Annotated in this window: 13 protein-coding genes; 4 read left to right on the top strand and 9 right to left on the bottom strand. The window is 52.3% G+C overall.

Going from position 1 to position 16,838, the window contains the following annotated elements; all coding sequences use genetic code 11:
* Positions 1-176 precede the first annotated feature (176 nt).
* Both NOS26_RS10545 and NOS26_RS10550 read right to left on the bottom strand, forming a co-directional pair.
* Entirely contained in the window at positions 177-440 is a 264-nt protein-coding gene (locus tag NOS26_RS10545; RefSeq protein ID WP_054336702.1) for a hypothetical protein, read from the bottom strand.
* A gap of 155 nt (positions 441-595) precedes the next feature.
* Positions 596-937, bottom strand: coding sequence for an arsenate reductase family protein (locus NOS26_RS10550; protein ID WP_014016632.1), 342 nt, complete (start codon positions 935-937; stop codon positions 596-598).
* Between the two features lie 125 nt (positions 938-1,062).
* Here NOS26_RS10550 and NOS26_RS10555 point away from each other — a divergent pair, with 125 nt between their 5' ends.
* On the top strand, positions 1,063-2,259 hold the full coding sequence (locus NOS26_RS10555; RefSeq protein ID WP_072981287.1) for a PLP-dependent aspartate aminotransferase family protein: 1,197 nt from the start codon (positions 1,063-1,065) through the stop codon (positions 2,257-2,259).
* Positions 2,260-2,261: 2 nt separating this feature from the next.
* Here NOS26_RS10555 and NOS26_RS10560 read toward each other — a convergent pair whose 3' ends face one another.
* The 6 genes from NOS26_RS10560 to NOS26_RS10580 all read right to left on the bottom strand — a co-directional run bounded on the left by NOS26_RS10560 (position 2,262) and on the right by NOS26_RS10580 (position 11,756).
* Complete coding sequence (locus tag NOS26_RS10560) at positions 2,262-3,023, bottom strand: SDR family oxidoreductase (protein WP_072981289.1); 762 nt, start codon at positions 3,021-3,023, stop codon at positions 2,262-2,264.
* Entirely contained in the window at positions 3,014-3,565 is a 552-nt protein-coding gene (locus NOS26_RS10565; RefSeq protein ID WP_072981291.1) for a hypothetical protein, read from the bottom strand. The genes NOS26_RS10560 and NOS26_RS10565 overlap by 10 nt, the downstream gene beginning before the upstream one ends.
* A 130-nt stretch (positions 3,566-3,695) precedes the next feature.
* Positions 3,696-4,808, bottom strand: coding sequence for a site-specific integrase (locus tag NOS26_RS10570; protein WP_074786352.1), 1,113 nt, complete (start codon positions 4,806-4,808; stop codon positions 3,696-3,698).
* Positions 4,809-5,161: 353 nt separating this feature from the next.
* Complete coding sequence (locus NOS26_RS11740) at positions 5,162-5,248, bottom strand: putative holin-like toxin (RefSeq protein WP_370687631.1); 87 nt, start codon at positions 5,246-5,248, stop codon at positions 5,162-5,164.
* Positions 5,249-5,413: 165 nt separating this feature from the next.
* Positions 5,414-6,454, bottom strand: coding sequence for a hypothetical protein (locus NOS26_RS10575; protein WP_074786355.1), 1,041 nt, complete (start codon positions 6,452-6,454; stop codon positions 5,414-5,416).
* Entirely contained in the window at positions 6,441-11,756 is a 5,316-nt protein-coding gene (locus tag NOS26_RS10580) for a hypothetical protein (protein WP_074786358.1), read from the bottom strand. Before NOS26_RS10580 ends, NOS26_RS10575 begins: the two co-directional genes overlap by 14 nt.
* A gap of 168 nt (positions 11,757-11,924) precedes the next feature.
* Here NOS26_RS10580 and NOS26_RS10585 point away from each other — a divergent pair, with 168 nt between their 5' ends.
* The 3 genes from NOS26_RS10585 to NOS26_RS10595 all read left to right on the top strand — a co-directional run bounded on the left by NOS26_RS10585 (position 11,925) and on the right by NOS26_RS10595 (position 15,739).
* Complete coding sequence (locus tag NOS26_RS10585; protein WP_074786361.1) at positions 11,925-12,590, top strand: HD domain-containing protein; 666 nt, start codon at positions 11,925-11,927, stop codon at positions 12,588-12,590.
* Positions 12,591-12,752: 162 nt separating this feature from the next.
* Complete coding sequence (locus NOS26_RS10590) at positions 12,753-13,310, top strand: efflux RND transporter periplasmic adaptor subunit (RefSeq protein ID WP_081354064.1); 558 nt, start codon at positions 12,753-12,755, stop codon at positions 13,308-13,310.
* The gene (locus NOS26_RS10595) at positions 13,307-15,739 is read left to right on the top strand and encodes an efflux RND transporter permease subunit (protein WP_255917721.1); all 2,433 of its coding nucleotides are present in this window, start codon (positions 13,307-13,309) and stop codon (positions 15,737-15,739) included. The genes NOS26_RS10590 and NOS26_RS10595 overlap by 4 nt, the downstream gene beginning before the upstream one ends.
* Before the next feature lie 98 nt (positions 15,740-15,837).
* Here the strand turns inward: NOS26_RS10595 and NOS26_RS10600 are convergent, their stop codons facing one another.
* Positions 15,838-16,761: a carbon-nitrogen hydrolase family protein gene (locus NOS26_RS10600; protein ID WP_074786365.1), complete on the bottom strand. Its 924-nt coding sequence runs from the start codon at positions 16,759-16,761 to the stop codon at positions 15,838-15,840.
* Positions 16,762-16,838: the final 77 nt, after the last annotated feature.

A 16,838-nucleotide genomic window follows, 5' to 3' on the forward strand; every position in this document is an offset into this window, starting at 1 on the left:
CTGCGCCATCGGCATCATCCCTTCAGCCGCACGGAGTAAGTGATGATTCGTGGTTAGTGATTAGTGGTTCGCAAAAGAGGATGCTGCATTAAGCCAAAAACGCTAATGCAACATCCTCTTTTCAAAAAGCGTATGAAATTAAATTTATGTATTTACGAGCCACGAGCCACTAACAACTATTTTACAAAATAATGGGCCGAGTCGTCGACGAGGCTGTTTTCCAGGAGGGCTTTGAACTGCGGGGCACTCATTCCAGCTGCCTGGGCAGAGAACTGATAGTTTCCCACTTTCCAATGAGCGACGTAGGACGTGTCGTTGATTTTAGCGATGCTGATGGGAATACCGTCGATGACCTGGTCTTTCCAGGTTACGCTATAGACGCCGGAAATATCTTTCATCGATTTATCAGCTTTCTGGGGCATCGTGCGGACGCGGACCATCGTTTCCGGCTGGCCTAAGCGCTGGAAGCCGATGTCCGCAGTGTGTTTACCAAAGAGAGGTAATAACAGCTGAAGCCGGCGTCGCGGGTCAAATACAGCGGTCGTTTAAGCACCATAAGTATACTCAAACGTTTGATTTTTGTCAAACCAAGAACTCATTCCCACGTTTTCCAGATTTCCGGTACGTAGCCTATGGTAGCCTTAGTACCGTTGCGGACGATGGGCGTCTTCAAGACTTGCTGATTATCCAAGACTTTAGCATCTTTTTCATCATCGACGGCATATTGAATCAAGGCCAGCGCGTTTTTATCTTTGCATTTCGGATTGAGCATGGCGTCGAGGCCGCCGACGGCTTGTTTGACCTTGGTATATTCGCCTTTACTCAGGCCCTTTTCTTTCAGGTCGACGAATTGGACTTTGATGTTCCGTTCTTTGAAATAGCGGATGGCTTTCTTTGTATCAAAACACTTATTCGTGCCAAAAATCTGGATATTCATGGAGTTCCTCCTTTAGTTTGAAAAAATAAAAAGTGAAATAAAAAAACAAAAAGCTTTTACTTTTCGAAAATATACCTTATAATATACTTGTATATTATTTATTGACACCATAAGGGGGATTTTTTATGGCTAAAAAAGAAAACAAGTTCAAGGGGTATGATATTTCAACACAAGCCGTCCATACGGGCGTCGCTTATGATGCGGAAACAGGAGCCGTCCGTCGGCCGCTGCACATGGCCAATAGCTACAAGCTGCCCGATGACCTGTCGAAGGTCAATTATTCTTCGACGGATCTGCTGATGTACGCCCGCAATGGCAACCCGAATCAGCACTGGCTGGAAGAAAAAGTCGCTGCCCTCCACGGAGCCGATGACGCCATCGTTCTGGGAAGCGGCGTCGCCGCCCTTCACGCTTTGTTCTGGACGCTGCTCAAGACAGGCGACCGCGTCGTCTATCCGAAAGTCAGCTATATGGCCGTCTATCGCCTGTTCCACGAATTATTCAACCGGAAATTCGGCGTCGAAACGGTCATGGTCGATATGACGGACCTGGAAGCCGTCAAAAAAGCGATTACGCCAGGGACGCGCCTGGTCCATATCGAAACGCCGGACAATCCAACTGACGGTATTTCGGACATTGCGGCCATTGCCAAAATCGCTCATGAAAATGGAGCGGTCTTGTCTGTCGACAATACCTTTGCATCGCCTCTCAATCAGCATCCCTTGGATTTCGGCGCTGACTTCGTCGTCGAATCGCTGACCAAATATATCAACGGCCACGGCGATGCCCAAGGAGGGGCTATCATTTCCAACGACTTGGCGACGATGGACCGGATCCGCTATGAAGCCCAGGTCAATGTCGGCTCTGTCATCAGTCCCTTCAATGCCTGGCAGATCTTCCGCGGTGCCGTCACCTTCCCTTTGCGGATGGAACGCATCAATGCGTCGACGCAAAAAATCGCAGAATGGCTGGAACAGCGCCAAAACGTCACGTTCGTTTCCTATCCCGGCCTGCGCAGCAACCCTGGCCACGAATTGGCCAAAAAACAGATGAAACACGGTTTTGGCGGCGTTATTTCTTTTGGCATCGCTGCTGACGACAAGGCGGTCGAACGGTTCTGCGCGGCCTTGAAAGTCGTCACCTTTGCCGTCTCCCTCGGCCATGACGAAAGCCTGATTTTACCGCAGCCCAGTTACGATGAACGCATCAATCTCTATCCGGAAAAATTCCGCAAGGGCTTCATCCGTTTCAGCATCGGCCTGGAAGATCCGGACGACATCATCGGTGACCTGGACCAGGCCTTAAAATCCATCGGCTTATAAGGTCAGCGGAACCAACGGCTGCCATATAACAAAATAGATTGGGGAATCCACCCCGACAGAAAGCGAAGCAAGGTCGAGACGACATCCGGTGTGATGACGACTCGGCCTTTTTTCACGGCCCGGAAAGATCGGCGGGCAATGACCTCTTTCGTCCCTGCCAGGGGATAATGGCGGAACTGCTGGTTCCTATCGGTCTGGATGGCCGTCGCAATAAATTCCGTGTCTTGGACCCAATACGGGCAGATGGCAGAAACGAGGATTCCCTGTGGGGCCAGTTCAGCGGCCAGGGCCCGGCTGTAGCGCAGAAGAAAGGCCTTGGTCGCCGAATAGACGGCCAGTTCCGGAATAGGCAGGAAAGCGGCACACGAACAAATCTGGACGAGGTGGCTGCCGGCCTTGCAGTATGGCAGGACTAACTGGACCAGGCTGATTGCGGCCCGGTCATTGAGGTCGACCATCTTTTCCTGAACGCCTGACGGAATCGTCATGACGGAACCCATCTTGCCGAAGCCCGCTGCATTGATCAAATAGCGGACGATAGCCCTACTATCGGTTAAGGCTTGCTGTAAAATCCGAAAGGAATCGTTCTCGGTCAGGTCCAGCGGATAGAGGCGGCTTTTCGTCTTCAAGGCCCCGGCCAGGTCTTCCAGCTGCGGACGGCGCCGGGCGACGAGCCAGATTTCATCTAAGCCTTCGTCATCCAATAATTTCACGTATTCCCTTCCCAACCCGGAAGAGGCACCGGTCACAATGGCTATATCCATGATTTCCCCTCCTGACACTTTCGATAGCACTGCAAATATTCAGCTTCGACGTCGGCAAAAGGCCGTGGTTCATACTCGGGAAGGCAATGCACCTGTGGCTGCGCACTGTCCGGCTTGTCCTGCAAGAGATAGGTCAGATCATACCAGAGGAACGCATTGTCAATGTCTTTGAGTAGCCGCGTTTCTTCTGCTGTCAAAGGCTGGCCCAGGAATTTCTCGTAAATGACGTCGAGCAGCCTGGCTTCCGTCTGACGGTAAATCGGCATGAGCTGCTTCATCGGCCGTGGTACGTCAGACATATAACATTCCGTCGCATCGTGCAATAGGGCTGCCAGGACCAGGTGAGATGGCAAATTCCTGGCCCGGGCCTCCTTGGCACATTGCAGGCAATGCTGGCCAACGGAATAAAAAGTCGTCACATGGCCATTGCCCCGACAGATGAGCGACAGGGCGTGGGCAATGTCTTCGATACAGATAGCCTCGGGATTGGGATGGGTAATGTCGAAATGTTTTCCACTGTAGGTAGTGATTTGAGGAGACATGGTGTTTAGCTTCTTTCTCTGATTATTTTTGCGTTTGGGGGCATATTTTTCCGATAAGTATTAATTATCGGAATATCTAGGTTTTAAGCTGAAATTTCTATATCTTGCCGCCGCATTTGCCGCCATGATTTTACAAAATCAAATCGAGTTTCTTCATGGCTTCCCGATTGCGCTTATCTGTAATGGTATCGTAAATATTAGCCGTCGTCGCAATCGAAGAATGACCTAGTCGTTTGGACACGTAGTCGAGCTCGATATTATTTTCCAACATCATCGTGGCATGGGTATGGCGGAAAGAATGGAAACTGCCGCCACCAAATTCCTTTTTGCACCACATATTGAAATAGCGCATATCATTGCTGTTCATCGGACGGCCGTCTTCGCGGGTACAGACAAAATCGCTTTCGACGTAATCGTCACCGTAGAGACGGTGGTTCTTGGCCTGCTGGGCCTTATGGCGGACCAGGGCTTTGTATAAAGTCTCATTAAAGGGAATCGTCCGGACCGATGACTTGGTCTTGGGCGTCGCCTTGCAGACAGGGATGCCTTTTTTATCATATAAGGTACTATCAACGGAAATCGTTCGGTTTTCCATGTCTATATGAGACCATTGCAAGGCCAGACATTCCCCGACACGAAGACCTGTACAATAGGCAATCATGCAGGGAGCGTAATATTTATGCCCCAACGGAAAGGCGTGGAAAATAATCTGTATCTGCTGATGCGAAAAGATGACCGGCTTTTTCCGGGGAATGTCAAATTTCGGCATCTTGACATTGGCCATGGGATTCGTTTCGATGTACTGGCGGTTGGAAACGGCCCAGCGCATGGCATCATTGAAGACCGTGAAAATCGACTTGACCGTCGAGCGGGAATAACCATCCTGCTTCAAGCTGTTGATCCAGTCCTGGATTTCCGCCGTCGTCAGCGCATCCAAAGCTTCATTCCCGAAACGGGCACCAATATGCCATTTAATGATTCCCGCATAGGAATCGTACGTATTGGGCCCTAAATTGATACGCACATCTTTTTCCAGCCATTCCAATAAAAAATCCATCATCTTTATGACTGGCTTTTCCGAAACCGCTGCTTCATCGAGAGCCTTCATGGCCTGCCGATAGGCTTTAGCGGCCTGTGCATACGAAGTACCGCCGACGCGTTCTTCCCGCAGCCTGCCCTGACCATCTTCCGTCGGGACTTCAATCGTATAATACCATTTCTTGCCTCGTTTTCGTAAATACATATGCGGCACCTCCTTTGTTTACTATTGTACTATGAGAAAAGACAAGATGCAACAAATGTTCCTGCAAAATTTGCCGATTTAAGGAAATTTAAACAGGCACTCCATGTAATAACTCGCGGAATAGTTAAATTCTCCTTATAAAGGCATTTACGGAAATTATGTAAAAATCCGGCAAAAAAAGAAACTATGTTCGAAGAGGCATTCGCCCCATCATCGAACATAGTTTCTAATTGCTTTATTTGGCCGATATGGTAAAATAAAAACAGAGATAGTCCGATGGCGGAACATCGGCTCTCCTCTATATTGGTGTTTGAAGAAGGCCGTGTACCGCAAGGTATGCGGTTTTTTTCAACTTACAAATTATTTTTGCTAGCTGAAATAATCAGCACAATAAGCATAGCAAAAGCTATCATTAATGATAAGGCTTCATATACACTCATGCCGATCACCCCGCTTTCGCGAGGAAAACCGAATACATCGAACTATCTCATGAGAATAAGTTTATCATGTTTTTAGACAGACTTCAAGAAAGGGTCGCCAGCTCGTGTTAGTCTTAACGGGATTTAACATGAGCTGGCGGCTTTTTTATACTTGAACGAACGTTTTCAATGGATTTTTTGCTGAATGTAAAATAACTTATCCAGCTGGTCTGTCGGCAGCACGTTCAGGTGGGAAATGTCGTTCCGTGCCTGATAGGCGCATTGGAACCATTCGTCGTCTTTTTCTTGGAAGAAGAGGCCCTGCCCCCGCAGGTAGTGCTGCAGGTGGCGGAGTTCCAGGTCCGTAGGCCGGTTCAGTTCTTTTCCGTATTCGTCCTGCTGGGGCAGTATCTGCTGTATCATCGTTTCGTATTTCCGGACCAGGTAACGGCGGATGTCTTCGAGGATGGGCAGGACGTGCTGCATCTGTGTTTCCAGGAGGATTGGCACCAGGTCGACCGATAGCTTTTGTTCCTGTATGACTGTTTCCGGGTGGAAGTACAGGTCCTGCCGGGCCAGGGCCAGGCAGAGGCGGCCATCCATGCCGGCGATTTTGGCGATGATGTCGGCGGCATAGTACTGCTGACGCAGGTTGAGTTCTGTATCGCGCAGACAGGTCATGGCGAAATACTGGATATCATAATGATAGAGGTAGTGCTTGCGGTCCAGGAGGTGTACACCGGCCATCTTGTCCCAGGCTGCCAGGACCGGAGAAGGGGCCCGGAAGACCCAGGCACTCCCCTCCAGGCCGGCCAAGCGGCCTACGGCAGCGGCGGCCTGGGCCAGCCAGGGACAGTCACCGGAAGCGGAATCGACAAAAAAGACGTAATGCTGCAGCCCGGACTGACGGATCAGGCTGGTCAGCGGCGATTCATCTAAGGGGTCGAAGCGAAACTGGGGTGCATATTGCTGGGCGATGAAGGCTGTAAAGGCATTGACATCGTCAAAATCATCGGCAGCGATGCACACGTAATGGCAGTCACAGTCATAGCTGGAAATGCGGTCTTTCAGGGATTCCGTGAACACGTCATCATTTAAGTCGGCATCCATGGCCAGGCACTGCTGGTCCAGGATGGCCCTGGCGATTTCCTTGACATATTTATGAGGTCCGGCGACTTCACGCCACCAGATATCGCCGGCTCCTTCATTCCATTCACGCGTTTCCATATTCTCTCAGCTTCCTTTCGATATCGTCCCAATCGCCCATCATCATGTAGAAGTTGTAGCGGTTGAAGACATAGCCCTTCCCGCCTTCTTCCTGATGGAGGATGTTCAAATCGGTCATTTCATCAATCAGGGCCTGGAGCTGTTCATCTCGCATGTCGGCGATTTTATGGACTTCGTAAGCGGCGCACACATCCCGGATGGTGTCGAGGGTGACCGGCACGACCCGCTGCTGTTCATACTGGTACTGATAGGCGACGACGAGGGCGATGATGGCATAGTAATTGTCCGCATCCAGTTCCAGGGTAATCATGAACAGGTCATCGATTTTCTGCCGGAATTTTTCGTCCTTCAGCAAGTCTTTCAAGTAGCTTTCATCCAATGGATAAGGCGGCGTATTGCAGTCCGTGAAGAGCTGGTTCTTGTATTGGCTGCGGATACTTTCGACGAGGTTCTTGCCGTAATACTGGATCAGTCCCGGGAAGTAATTGGTCTGGGCCAGGATAGTGCTGATGATATCCTGGTTGCGGATTTCAAAACCCAGGTAGCTGAGCGGTTTTAAGAGGAGTTCGTTCGCTTCCAGGTAGCCGAAGGGCTTGACGACCAGGTGGTCCAGCTGGGCGAAGACGGTATTATCGCCTAACTGTTTCCGGTCGAAGCGGATGACGTTGTGCAGGCCGGCAAAGATGAATTTGAAATGGCCCGGCACGTAGTCGCGGATGTCCTTCAGCACTTCAATAGGACGGTTCTGCTGAGCCGCCGCATCGACGAGGAAATGGTCCGATTCGTCATAGAGGATCATGAGCTTGTCGATGTTTTTCTTTCCTTGTGACCACAGGTCTTTCAAGCTCCGCCCCAGTTCATCCCACGTCCGGACATGTTTGTTCAGGATGCCTGCCCGCCGGAGTTCGTCGCACGTATCGCCTAAGACAGCGTCGCCATCTTTGTTCTTGATGTCGAGGTAAATGGCATAGTTCCCCTGTTCCGGATGGTGGACCAGGTAGCGGGTCTGCCGCAAGAGGGCACTCTTGCCCAGCTGCCGGCCGCCATAGACGAAGACCGGGCCGGCCATGTCCTGGATGGCTGCCAATTCAGCCGACCGGCCAATGAACATTTCCGGCGGAATCCGGGCTTCACTGATGAAGGGCTGGACATAGGCAAAGGGCAATGCCAGGGCCAGCAGCTTATCGTTGCGGTCGTTCTTTTCAAAATGCGTCAGGTACAGGGCCAGGACCCGGTCCAGGACCAAGACGTTCTGCATATCCAGGTTGGTCTTCATGAGTCTGGCCAATTCGCGCCGATCCGAAAGGGTCAGGGCGGAGTCGAGGAAAAAGAGGGTCCCCTTTTCTTTGGCTACACTGAGCTGGGATATTTCATTGACGATGCTCTGCGGCGTGTGGCTGCCCCGGAAGAGGACGACATTCAGCCCATTGTAGTAGGCGCCGCTGCCAAAGACGGCAAAGGGATGGTGGAACCGGGGCGGATTCTTTTCGAACTTCACACTGTAACAGGTACAATTCTTTTCGGCCCGGCTGACCTGGATATCAGCGATGTTCCCATATCCCAGGCCCTCTAACAAGGGCTTCATCGATTTGCCGGGGGCGCTGGATTCAGCCGACCAGGCTTCGACGAAGTCGAGGCCGTCCTTTTCCTTGCGGTTTAGGCGGTCATGGACCCGTTTATTGCGGATTCCCGGTTTCTGGTCATAAATATTCTTTAGAGATAATTTTTTATTCTTGTTGCACAAATCGAATTCGGCCTGGTACTGTTCCAGGAATTGCGTGAACGTCTTCAGGCCGAAATCACCTTGATAATTCAGGATGAGCTTCATTTCACGAGGGCTCTTGTGAGCACAGCGGTGCAGGTAGTCTTCGACGATGGTCAGGTTGCCATGGTCGAGCCAGGCCTGGATTGGGTCCAGCCAGGACAAGTCTTCCTCCTGGATTTGGGAGCGGAACTGGTCCAATTCGCGCTGCACGCTCTGACGGCGCGGTTCCGCTTCTTCATCGATGTGTTTCAGGCAGCTCTGGAGCAAGTCCTTGTACAGGGCAAAGTTCTGGGTCTTTTTGAAGTGGCTTCGGGCGGTATCGGCTACGGAAAAATAATGTTCCATCCGTTCTTTGCCGATGATTTTTCCATAGTTGGCCGCCAGTTCGACGTCGCTCCGGTAATTTTCCGTATCGGCTGCGGCATACTGCAACCCGTACTGCAAGACCGTATCCCGCTTCCCGACGCGCTTTACCGCATCATCCAGGCCGGCGATTTGTCGGGCTATGCCCAAATTATAAACACGGACAGCCTGATGATAGGCGTCCTGCCAGGAAAGGTCTGCTGTCGGCTGGGTCAGGAGCATACGGATATACTGCTGCAGGCGCGGGACGAGCAGGTATTCCCCGTCATAGTCCGGCATCAAATCGGGCAGATAATCCGAATCCAGTTCAAAGGCGTTGGCTTTTAGTAAAGGGGCATAGTAAGGTTCGCCGCTGGAACAGCCCTGGAACTGCCGGGTCAAGTCGTTCAATAAGGCCTGAAGCACGGCTTTCGCCAGCTCATCCATCACGGTATCTACGGTCTGTCCGGCCAGCTCCGCTTGGGCCTGTTGTAACAGATCCAACCCTTTTTGCCGCTGCTGCGCCAAGACGTCCGGTGAAAGGCCATGCTGGTTCTGCTCATGCTGTGCCGCCTGTTTGGCCAGGATATAGCGGCAAAGGATGAGCACGGATTTCTTGATCAATTTGATTTGCTGCGTCGCATCTTTTCCCAGGAAGCGTTCGTTCTTTCGTTCGCCCACGGGAATGCTGAACCAGACGCCGTCCAAATATTCTTTTACCTTATTTTCATTGACCAGGCGGTCTTCAATCCGATTTACTGGCGTATCCGCCGTCAAGGGCGTGTTGAGGAAAGTATTACAGAAATCGCTGAGTTCCGTAAGGCTGAAGGCGTCGACGTCTTTAAAATATGGGACGACCTGCCCATGACCGCCGTATAACTGGGAGCGCAGGCCCCGCAGCCGGGGATGGGGCGACGGTTTCCGTTCATCCATGCACAGGGCCTGGTACTGTTCGGCTACGGCCTGACGGGCCCCATCGAGATCGACAGGCTGGCGGTCCGATGCGTGCTGCTGCAGACCATAGGCCAAGGACATACCTTGGGTATCGGCAAAGTTCTTGCATAAGGATACAAATTGTTTCAACACCGGAATGGCGGTAAAGGCTTCATTCGGTTCTTCATTGATGCGGCTCCACGTCTTGCTCAGTAAGTAGCCTTTCGGTTCAGCCGGAGCAAAAAAGGCGCGGACCATGGCGGCAGCATTCAGGACATCCCGGGACTGGCCCATTTCGATGGCCGGCAGGGAAATCATGGAATCCCAGAAATCGAAGCCGTCGGAATGGGCAGCCGGGTCATACAGCGGATCGTCGAGGATATAGGCGATTTCATCAGACAAAGCGTCCCAAGCTTCTTCGTCAGGACCAGCCGTGCTGGCCAGGGCATGGAACCAGAAACTGCCTTCGGCCCGATGGCCTTTCTGGAGCAGCTGGCAGAAGGACTGCAAAGCGTCGGCCCTATCCGTGACTGCATCAGCCGTCGAGTCAGGAACTGCTTCTTCTGACGGTACCGATTCTGGCTGGGCTTCTTCCGTTTTTTCTGTTTCTTCCGGTTCTTCTGGTACCCCAGGTGCATCGGATTCATCTGGCCCATCCAGGTTCGGGACTTCCGCGACATGTTCATTGAGGAACAGCATTTTCTGCGTCTTTTCCCGGATATCCAGGCAATCGGGGATATCCACTTCGGCTTTCTTCACAGCTACGGCAAAGAGGTCATCAGCCGTCAGGACTTCGCCTTTTGACGAAAAGAGAAAATCCCCCTTTTCATCGGGATGGGTCAAGGCCACATAGATATCTTTGGTCCCGAAGCGGGTCATCCAGGGCTTGGCGTATTCCCGGGAATCGGTCAGGAGCAGCTTGACAGCCGTCGATTTCGCCAGGTACTGGAAGTCTTTCTGATCGGCTTCCAGCTCAGCTTCCGAAAAGGGTGGCCTGATGAGGAGGTATGCCGGCAGGAAAGTTCCATCATCGACCATCATGGACTTCCCAAAAATCACATAGCCAAAAAAGGCTTGGCGCTGAGCCCTGAAGAAGGCTATTTCATAGGGACTGTGATCCAATACCTGAAGGACGAAGCGCTCCATTTCATATAAGCGGCTGAAGCAGGTCCAGTCCGTCATTCTCGTAAAATAAGGGATATTGAAATATTTGCGCACTTTGTCACGCTTCAAGACGTCATATGTCTCTGGCGTGAGCCGGTAAAAGGGCTGCGTTCCCCACTGATATTTGGCGGCCAGGCCCCAGTCCAGGAAGCGGCTGCGGATGGCTTGGAGACTGTTTTCAAACGTATCGGCGCCCATTCTTTTCTGCTGTTCCTGCAAGCCCCTCGACAGCCGGGCTTCTTCCCCTTCCCCGACAAAATCATGGAAACAGAGGGCCATGAGCCAGAAGATAGCCATCCCTTCGGTCTGTTCAGCGAACTGCTGGATGTCATGGGTAAAAGATTTAGCCCCTTTCAATTTAGCACGCAAGGGCTTCTGTTGTACCAAGGTCATGCCATCAGGCATAGCCGGTACCCTATCAGCCTTTTCCAGGGTCGGTACGGGTGCTGGTTCCGGTTCCGGAGTGAAAGCCGGTGTAGGCGGTACTTTCGCTGCGGTTTCCTCGGGAGCCGCAGCCGACTGCCCTTCTGTCAAGCGGAAATCATGATAGATGCAGGCCAGGCTGATATCGCCGCCGAACTGGCTGCGCAGGGAATCGGCCAGGTCCCGGTCCAAGAGGGGGCCGTCGAAGTGGACGGCTTCCAGGAAGCGGATATATTTTTCTGCCCGTGCCGATAGCTCGTCGAAGGTCAGGGACAGGCCCAACAAGGCCTTGACATCGCCCTGCATCTGGCGGAACTGGCTGGCTATGGACTCATCGGTTCCCACATAGGCCACGTCGAATATGCCTTCCAATTGATGTACCATGGCTTTCATGGCCTCGCGGTTTTCCTGTTCCCGATGCCAAGCTTCAATCCGTTCCCCTAATTCATCGGCTTTATCGGCCGTCGCAATCTGGACCTGTGCCAGGGCCTGACATAGCGCATCCTGGGCCTGGCTCAGTGCTTGCAAATCGTCCCGGACGGCTTGCTGCTGACGTTCCGGAAACCACAATCCATTATCCAAGGCTACACATAACTCCTGAATATGCTGCCGGCTGTCTTTACGGACAACCATCATATGCTCGTAGAGTTCTTTAAGCTTTTCATATTCATCCATTCCGGTCATCTCCTATTCCGTACTCTCTTGACTCACTGCGAACCGCTCTATTTATTAATTCGATACAAAACAGTAAAATCCTGCACCGTTTTTTTATCCAGTATTTACGCATTTCATACATTTCTTTGCTATACTGAAAAAACTAGCATAGAAAAGGAATGATAGAGAGTGAAGAAACTGACTTATGAAAATATTGCCCATGCAAAAGAGTTGAATGTCTATTTAGAACAGGGGAACCGGGTCCTCGATGTCTTGGGGTATACGGACCATTCGCAAAAACATACGGCCAAAGTGGCTGTGACGGCCGGTAAAATTCTAAAGAAGCTCGGCTATGACGCCCACACGGTAGAACTCGTGCGCATCGCGGGGTATATGCATGACCTGGGGAACAGCATCAACCGCGTGGATCATGCCCATACAGGGGCTCTCATGGCCTTTCATTTCCTGCGCGACTGGGGTGCACCGCCAGAAGATATTGCGGCCATCATCTCGGCTATCGGTCAGCACGATGAACGAAGCGGCATCGCTTTCGACCCCATTTCGGCAGCCTTAATCTTAGCCGACAAGAGCGACGTCCGCCGGGACCGCGTCCGCAACACCGTACCGGAAACTTTCGACAAGCACGACCGCGTCAATTATGCGGCCTTGTCTTCAAAGCTCCACGTCGATACGCACAAGAAAGTCATTACCTTGAACATCGAGCTTGATGAATCGATTTGTTCTATGATTGATTATTTTGAAATCTTTTCCCAGCGCATGCTCATGTGCAAGCGGGCTGCCGAAGTCCTGGGCCTGCGCTTCAAACTGGTAGCCAATGGCAATAAAATCGCATGACGCTTTCGAGTGTCATATAATTATGATAAAGCATACATATTTCGTGGCTTATCGAAAAAAAGGCGACACCTAATTTTTAACATTTAGGCATGTCGCTTTTTCTTTTCCATGATACACTTATAATATAGTTTAAAATATGTTGCAGAGAAAGGAATCATACTTATGCTACGTTATGGAAAAGGAACACTTCTCTCTACGGTCCTGACCGGACTGATGGCCCTGTCCCTGCTGACGGCAGGATGCGGCAATGCGGCACAGACTAAGAGTACTGCCGTTTCAGTCAAGGCCATGAAAGTCCTCCAGCAGGATACGGCTGTGAGCCACGACTATTCAGGTCAGATTAAATCGACTAACGCCGTCACAATCAAGCCCCGCGTCTCCGGGGAAATCGTGGAGAAATACTTCACGTCTGGCGCCCCCGTCGAAAATGGGCAGGCCTTATATAAAATCGACGACCGCCAATATGAATCGGAAGTCCTCTCGGCTAAATCGAATGTCGATAAGGCCCGGACGACGCTCAATAATTCTCTCGTCGACTTGAACCGCTATCAGCAGTTGGCAGCATCCGGCGCCGTAGCGGAACAGACCTTGACCAACCAGCAAGCCACGGTAGACAGCAATCAGTCGAGTTACGACGATGCCAATGCCCTCTTGCAGAAGGCCCAGGAAAATTTAGACGATACGATCATCCGGTCGCCGAATTCGGCAATATTATCTTGAAATCGGCTTCAAACGGCCAATTCGTCTACCTCAAGGATGTAGCCAACATCCAGACGGGGACGCAGAACGAAAGCAGCAATTCCAAGATCAACGGGAAGACCGGTATCGGCTTCGGTATCCAGCTCTCCAGTGACGCCAATGCCTTAGATACGATTACGGAAGTCAAGAAGGTCCTGGACCAGGCTAAGGAAACATTCCCGCCTGACCTGGATTATACCATCGTCATGGACAATACGAATTTCATCAATGCTTCGATTAACGAAGTCAAAGATACCTTCGTCGAATCGCTGCTCCTGGTCATCCTCGTCGTCTTCGTCTTTCTGCAGAAATGGCGGACGACGCTTATCCCAGTCCTGGCCGTTCCCGTTTCTATCGTCGGTACTTTTGCTTCTTTCAAAGTCCTCGATTTCACCATCAATACGCTGACCCTGTTCGCCATGGTCTTGGCCATCGGCCTGGTCGTCGACGACGCTATTGTCGTCATTGAAAACGTTGAAGAGCATATGTCCAAGGATAAACAGTCTGCTAAGGATGCGACGGAAGCAGCCATGAAAGAAGTCCAAGGGCCCATCATCGCTACGACAGCCGTCTTGGCTTCGATTTTCATTCCCGTCGCTTTCATCGGCGGTGTCACTGGCGTCCTGTACAAGCAGTTCGCCGTGACCATCACCATTTCCGTCGTCATTTCGGCTTTCGTCGCCCTGACCTTGACGCCAGCCTTATGCGGTGTCCTTCTGAAGCCCGGCGACAAGGCCATCCAAGGCGGGCCGTTAGGCGCCTTCTTCCGCGGATTCAACGGGGCTTTTGACCATTTCAGGGACCGTTACACCGGCAAAGTCGGTTGGATGATCCATCATTTGAAATATGCTGCGGTCTTCCTCATCTTGGTTACGGGCCTCATGGGCATCTGCTACCAGGTCCTGCCTTCGACGTTTGTCCCCGATGAAGACCAGGGCGTGTTCATGGCCAGCATCACCATGCCTGAAGGGACTTCCTTGAATCAGACCATCAAGACCGTCGACGCGGCAGCGGAAGAGACGCGGCAGATTCCTGGCGTCAAAGATGTCATGACCCACGCTGGCGGTTCCACGTCGAATACGGGCAATCTCTATGTCGCGCTGGAAAATTGGGATGACCGCCAATCGAACGACCTCAGCGCCGAATCGATTATTGCCAAATTCAATAAGACCGTCGTTCCCAAGCATCCCGAAGCCCGTGTAGCCGCTTTTAATCCGTCATCCCTGCCCGGCATGGGCCAGGAAGGCGGCTGGACCATGCAGCTCATGGATAATACGGGCCTGTCCGATACGGAACTGGGAAACGCAGCCAACCAGGTAGTCGCGGCCTGCTCCCAGCGGCCGGAATTATCCGGTGTCCGCACGAGTTACGCCACCAACACGCCGAGCGTCGCTTATACGGTAGACCGCGAAAAAATTAAGAACCTGGGCATTGAACTGTCTGACGTTTTCACAGCGCTCCAGACCAACTTCGGCGGTTCGTCGGTCAATGACTTCACCCAGTTCGGCCGTTCGTACAAGGTCATCGTCCAGGCCGACACGTCGTACCGTTCTCAGGCAGACAGCTTGAAGTTCATTTCTGTCAAGTCGTCGTCAGGGAAAATGGTTCCCCTCGACACGCTGCTGACCAGTTCGATGACCACCGGGCCGTCGTCAATCACCCGGTTTAATGGCGTCCGCAGCGTCACCATCCAAGGCAGTGCTGCCAGCGGCTACAGCTCTGGCGAAGCCATGGCAGCGGCCGAAGAAGCGGCCAAGAGCGTCATGCCGACGGGGATGACCATCGAATGGTCCGGCCAGAGCCGCGAAGAAAGCACCTCGTCCAGTTCAACGACGAAGATTCTGATTATGGCGCTGGTCTTTGCCTTTCTCTGCCTGGCTGCCCTTTACGAAAGCTGGTCCATGCCGTTCGCCGTCTTATTCACCGTACCGACGGGTATCTTTGGAGCCGTCGGCTCAGAATACATCATCCGCCAGCTGGCGACTTTGTTCAATGCCAACACGAGCGGCTTCTTGAACAGCGTCTACATGCAAATCGGCGTCATCATGATCATCGGCTTGGCAGCTAAGAACGCCATCCTCATCGTCGAGTTCGCCAAAGAGCGCGTCGACAAGGGCATCGACCCGATGGAAGCCGTCGTCATCGCATCCAAGCTGCGCCTGCGGCCAATCCTCATGACGGCCTTTACGGCCATCATCGGCTGCCTGCCCCTGGCCTTTGCCAGCGGTGCCGGTGCCGGAGCCCGCTGCGGCATGGGCGTCGCCGTCGTCGGCGGCATGACCTTCGCTACCCTCTGCGGGTTGCTCCTCATCCCAGCGTTTTACATCATTTCCGAAAAAATGGCCCGCAACTTCTGGAAAGCCACGGGCCTGAAGCGAATCAAATTCAAATACCGCATGTTGAGGCGGTGAAAAAAAGCTTGTCGCATGTGCGACAAGCTTTTTTAAGTGGTCAGTAAAAAGAGAACGTGGCCTTGCATGATGGCAGAAACCTTCACGCAACACCATCCCTACTCATGTACGATGAGTTCCAAGATGTCCGGCCGGGTGTAGTGGCCGGCGGCATCGAATTCCATGTGACGCAGGACCACTTGATCCATATCCAAGTCGGCGTAGATCATGGCTTCCCGGTCCCACACGGGTTCTGTGACGTAATGGCCGCACGGGTCGACGATGCAGCTGCCGCCACGGCAGGTCCCCTGATTCAGCTTAGATACGGCTTCGCTTTCAACCAGGTCTGCCGGATACATGTCCTTGGTAAAATACTGGTCGACGTTGAAAACGTAGCAGCGCCCTTCGATGGCGATATGCTTGATCGTATCCTGCCATTCCGGGTTGTCATTGGTATTCGGTGCCAGATAGAGGCTGACGCCTTTCTGGTACAGGGCCGTCCGGGCCAGGGGCATGTAATTTTCCCAGCAAATGAGCGAACCCATGGGCCCCCACGGTGTCTGGACGATGGGGAAATATGTCGACGGGTCATGGGAATCGGCCCAGATATAGCGTTCTGACCCAGTCGGCTTGATTTTCCGGTGATGGGCGGCCAGTGTGCCGTCCGGCGCAAAGATGACGTTGCTGCAATACAGGGAATACGTCGTCTCGTCCCGTTCGGTAATGCCCAGGCTGACATAAGCCCCAGCGGCCTGAGCCGCAGCGGCGATGTCCTGCAGGTCTTCACGGACGATAACGGACTGGTCGTAATAGCGCTTCCAGTCGGCCCGTTCCGCTTCGGACCGGCTGCCGACAGTAAAGCCAAAGGTCAGGCCATAAGGATAACATGGGACCAGCGATTCGGGAAAAACGATGAGTTGTGCCCCATTCCGACCGGCTTCTTCGATTTGATGGACGACCTTCTGCAGCGTCGCCTGTTTATCGAAAAATACAGGCGCAGCCTGTACGATAGCAGCGCGCAGTTTCTTTTCTAAATTTCGCATAACGAATCCCCCTTATTTCTTTTTTCTTAGTATACCGTAATTTGTAAAAATATGCTATACTGATTCAGTCCACAGTT

The sequence above is a fragment of the Megasphaera sp. SC8-1 genome, from assembly GCF_024436295.1.
Classification (GTDB): Bacteria; Bacillota; Negativicutes; order Veillonellales; family Megasphaeraceae; genus Megasphaera; species Megasphaera elsdenii.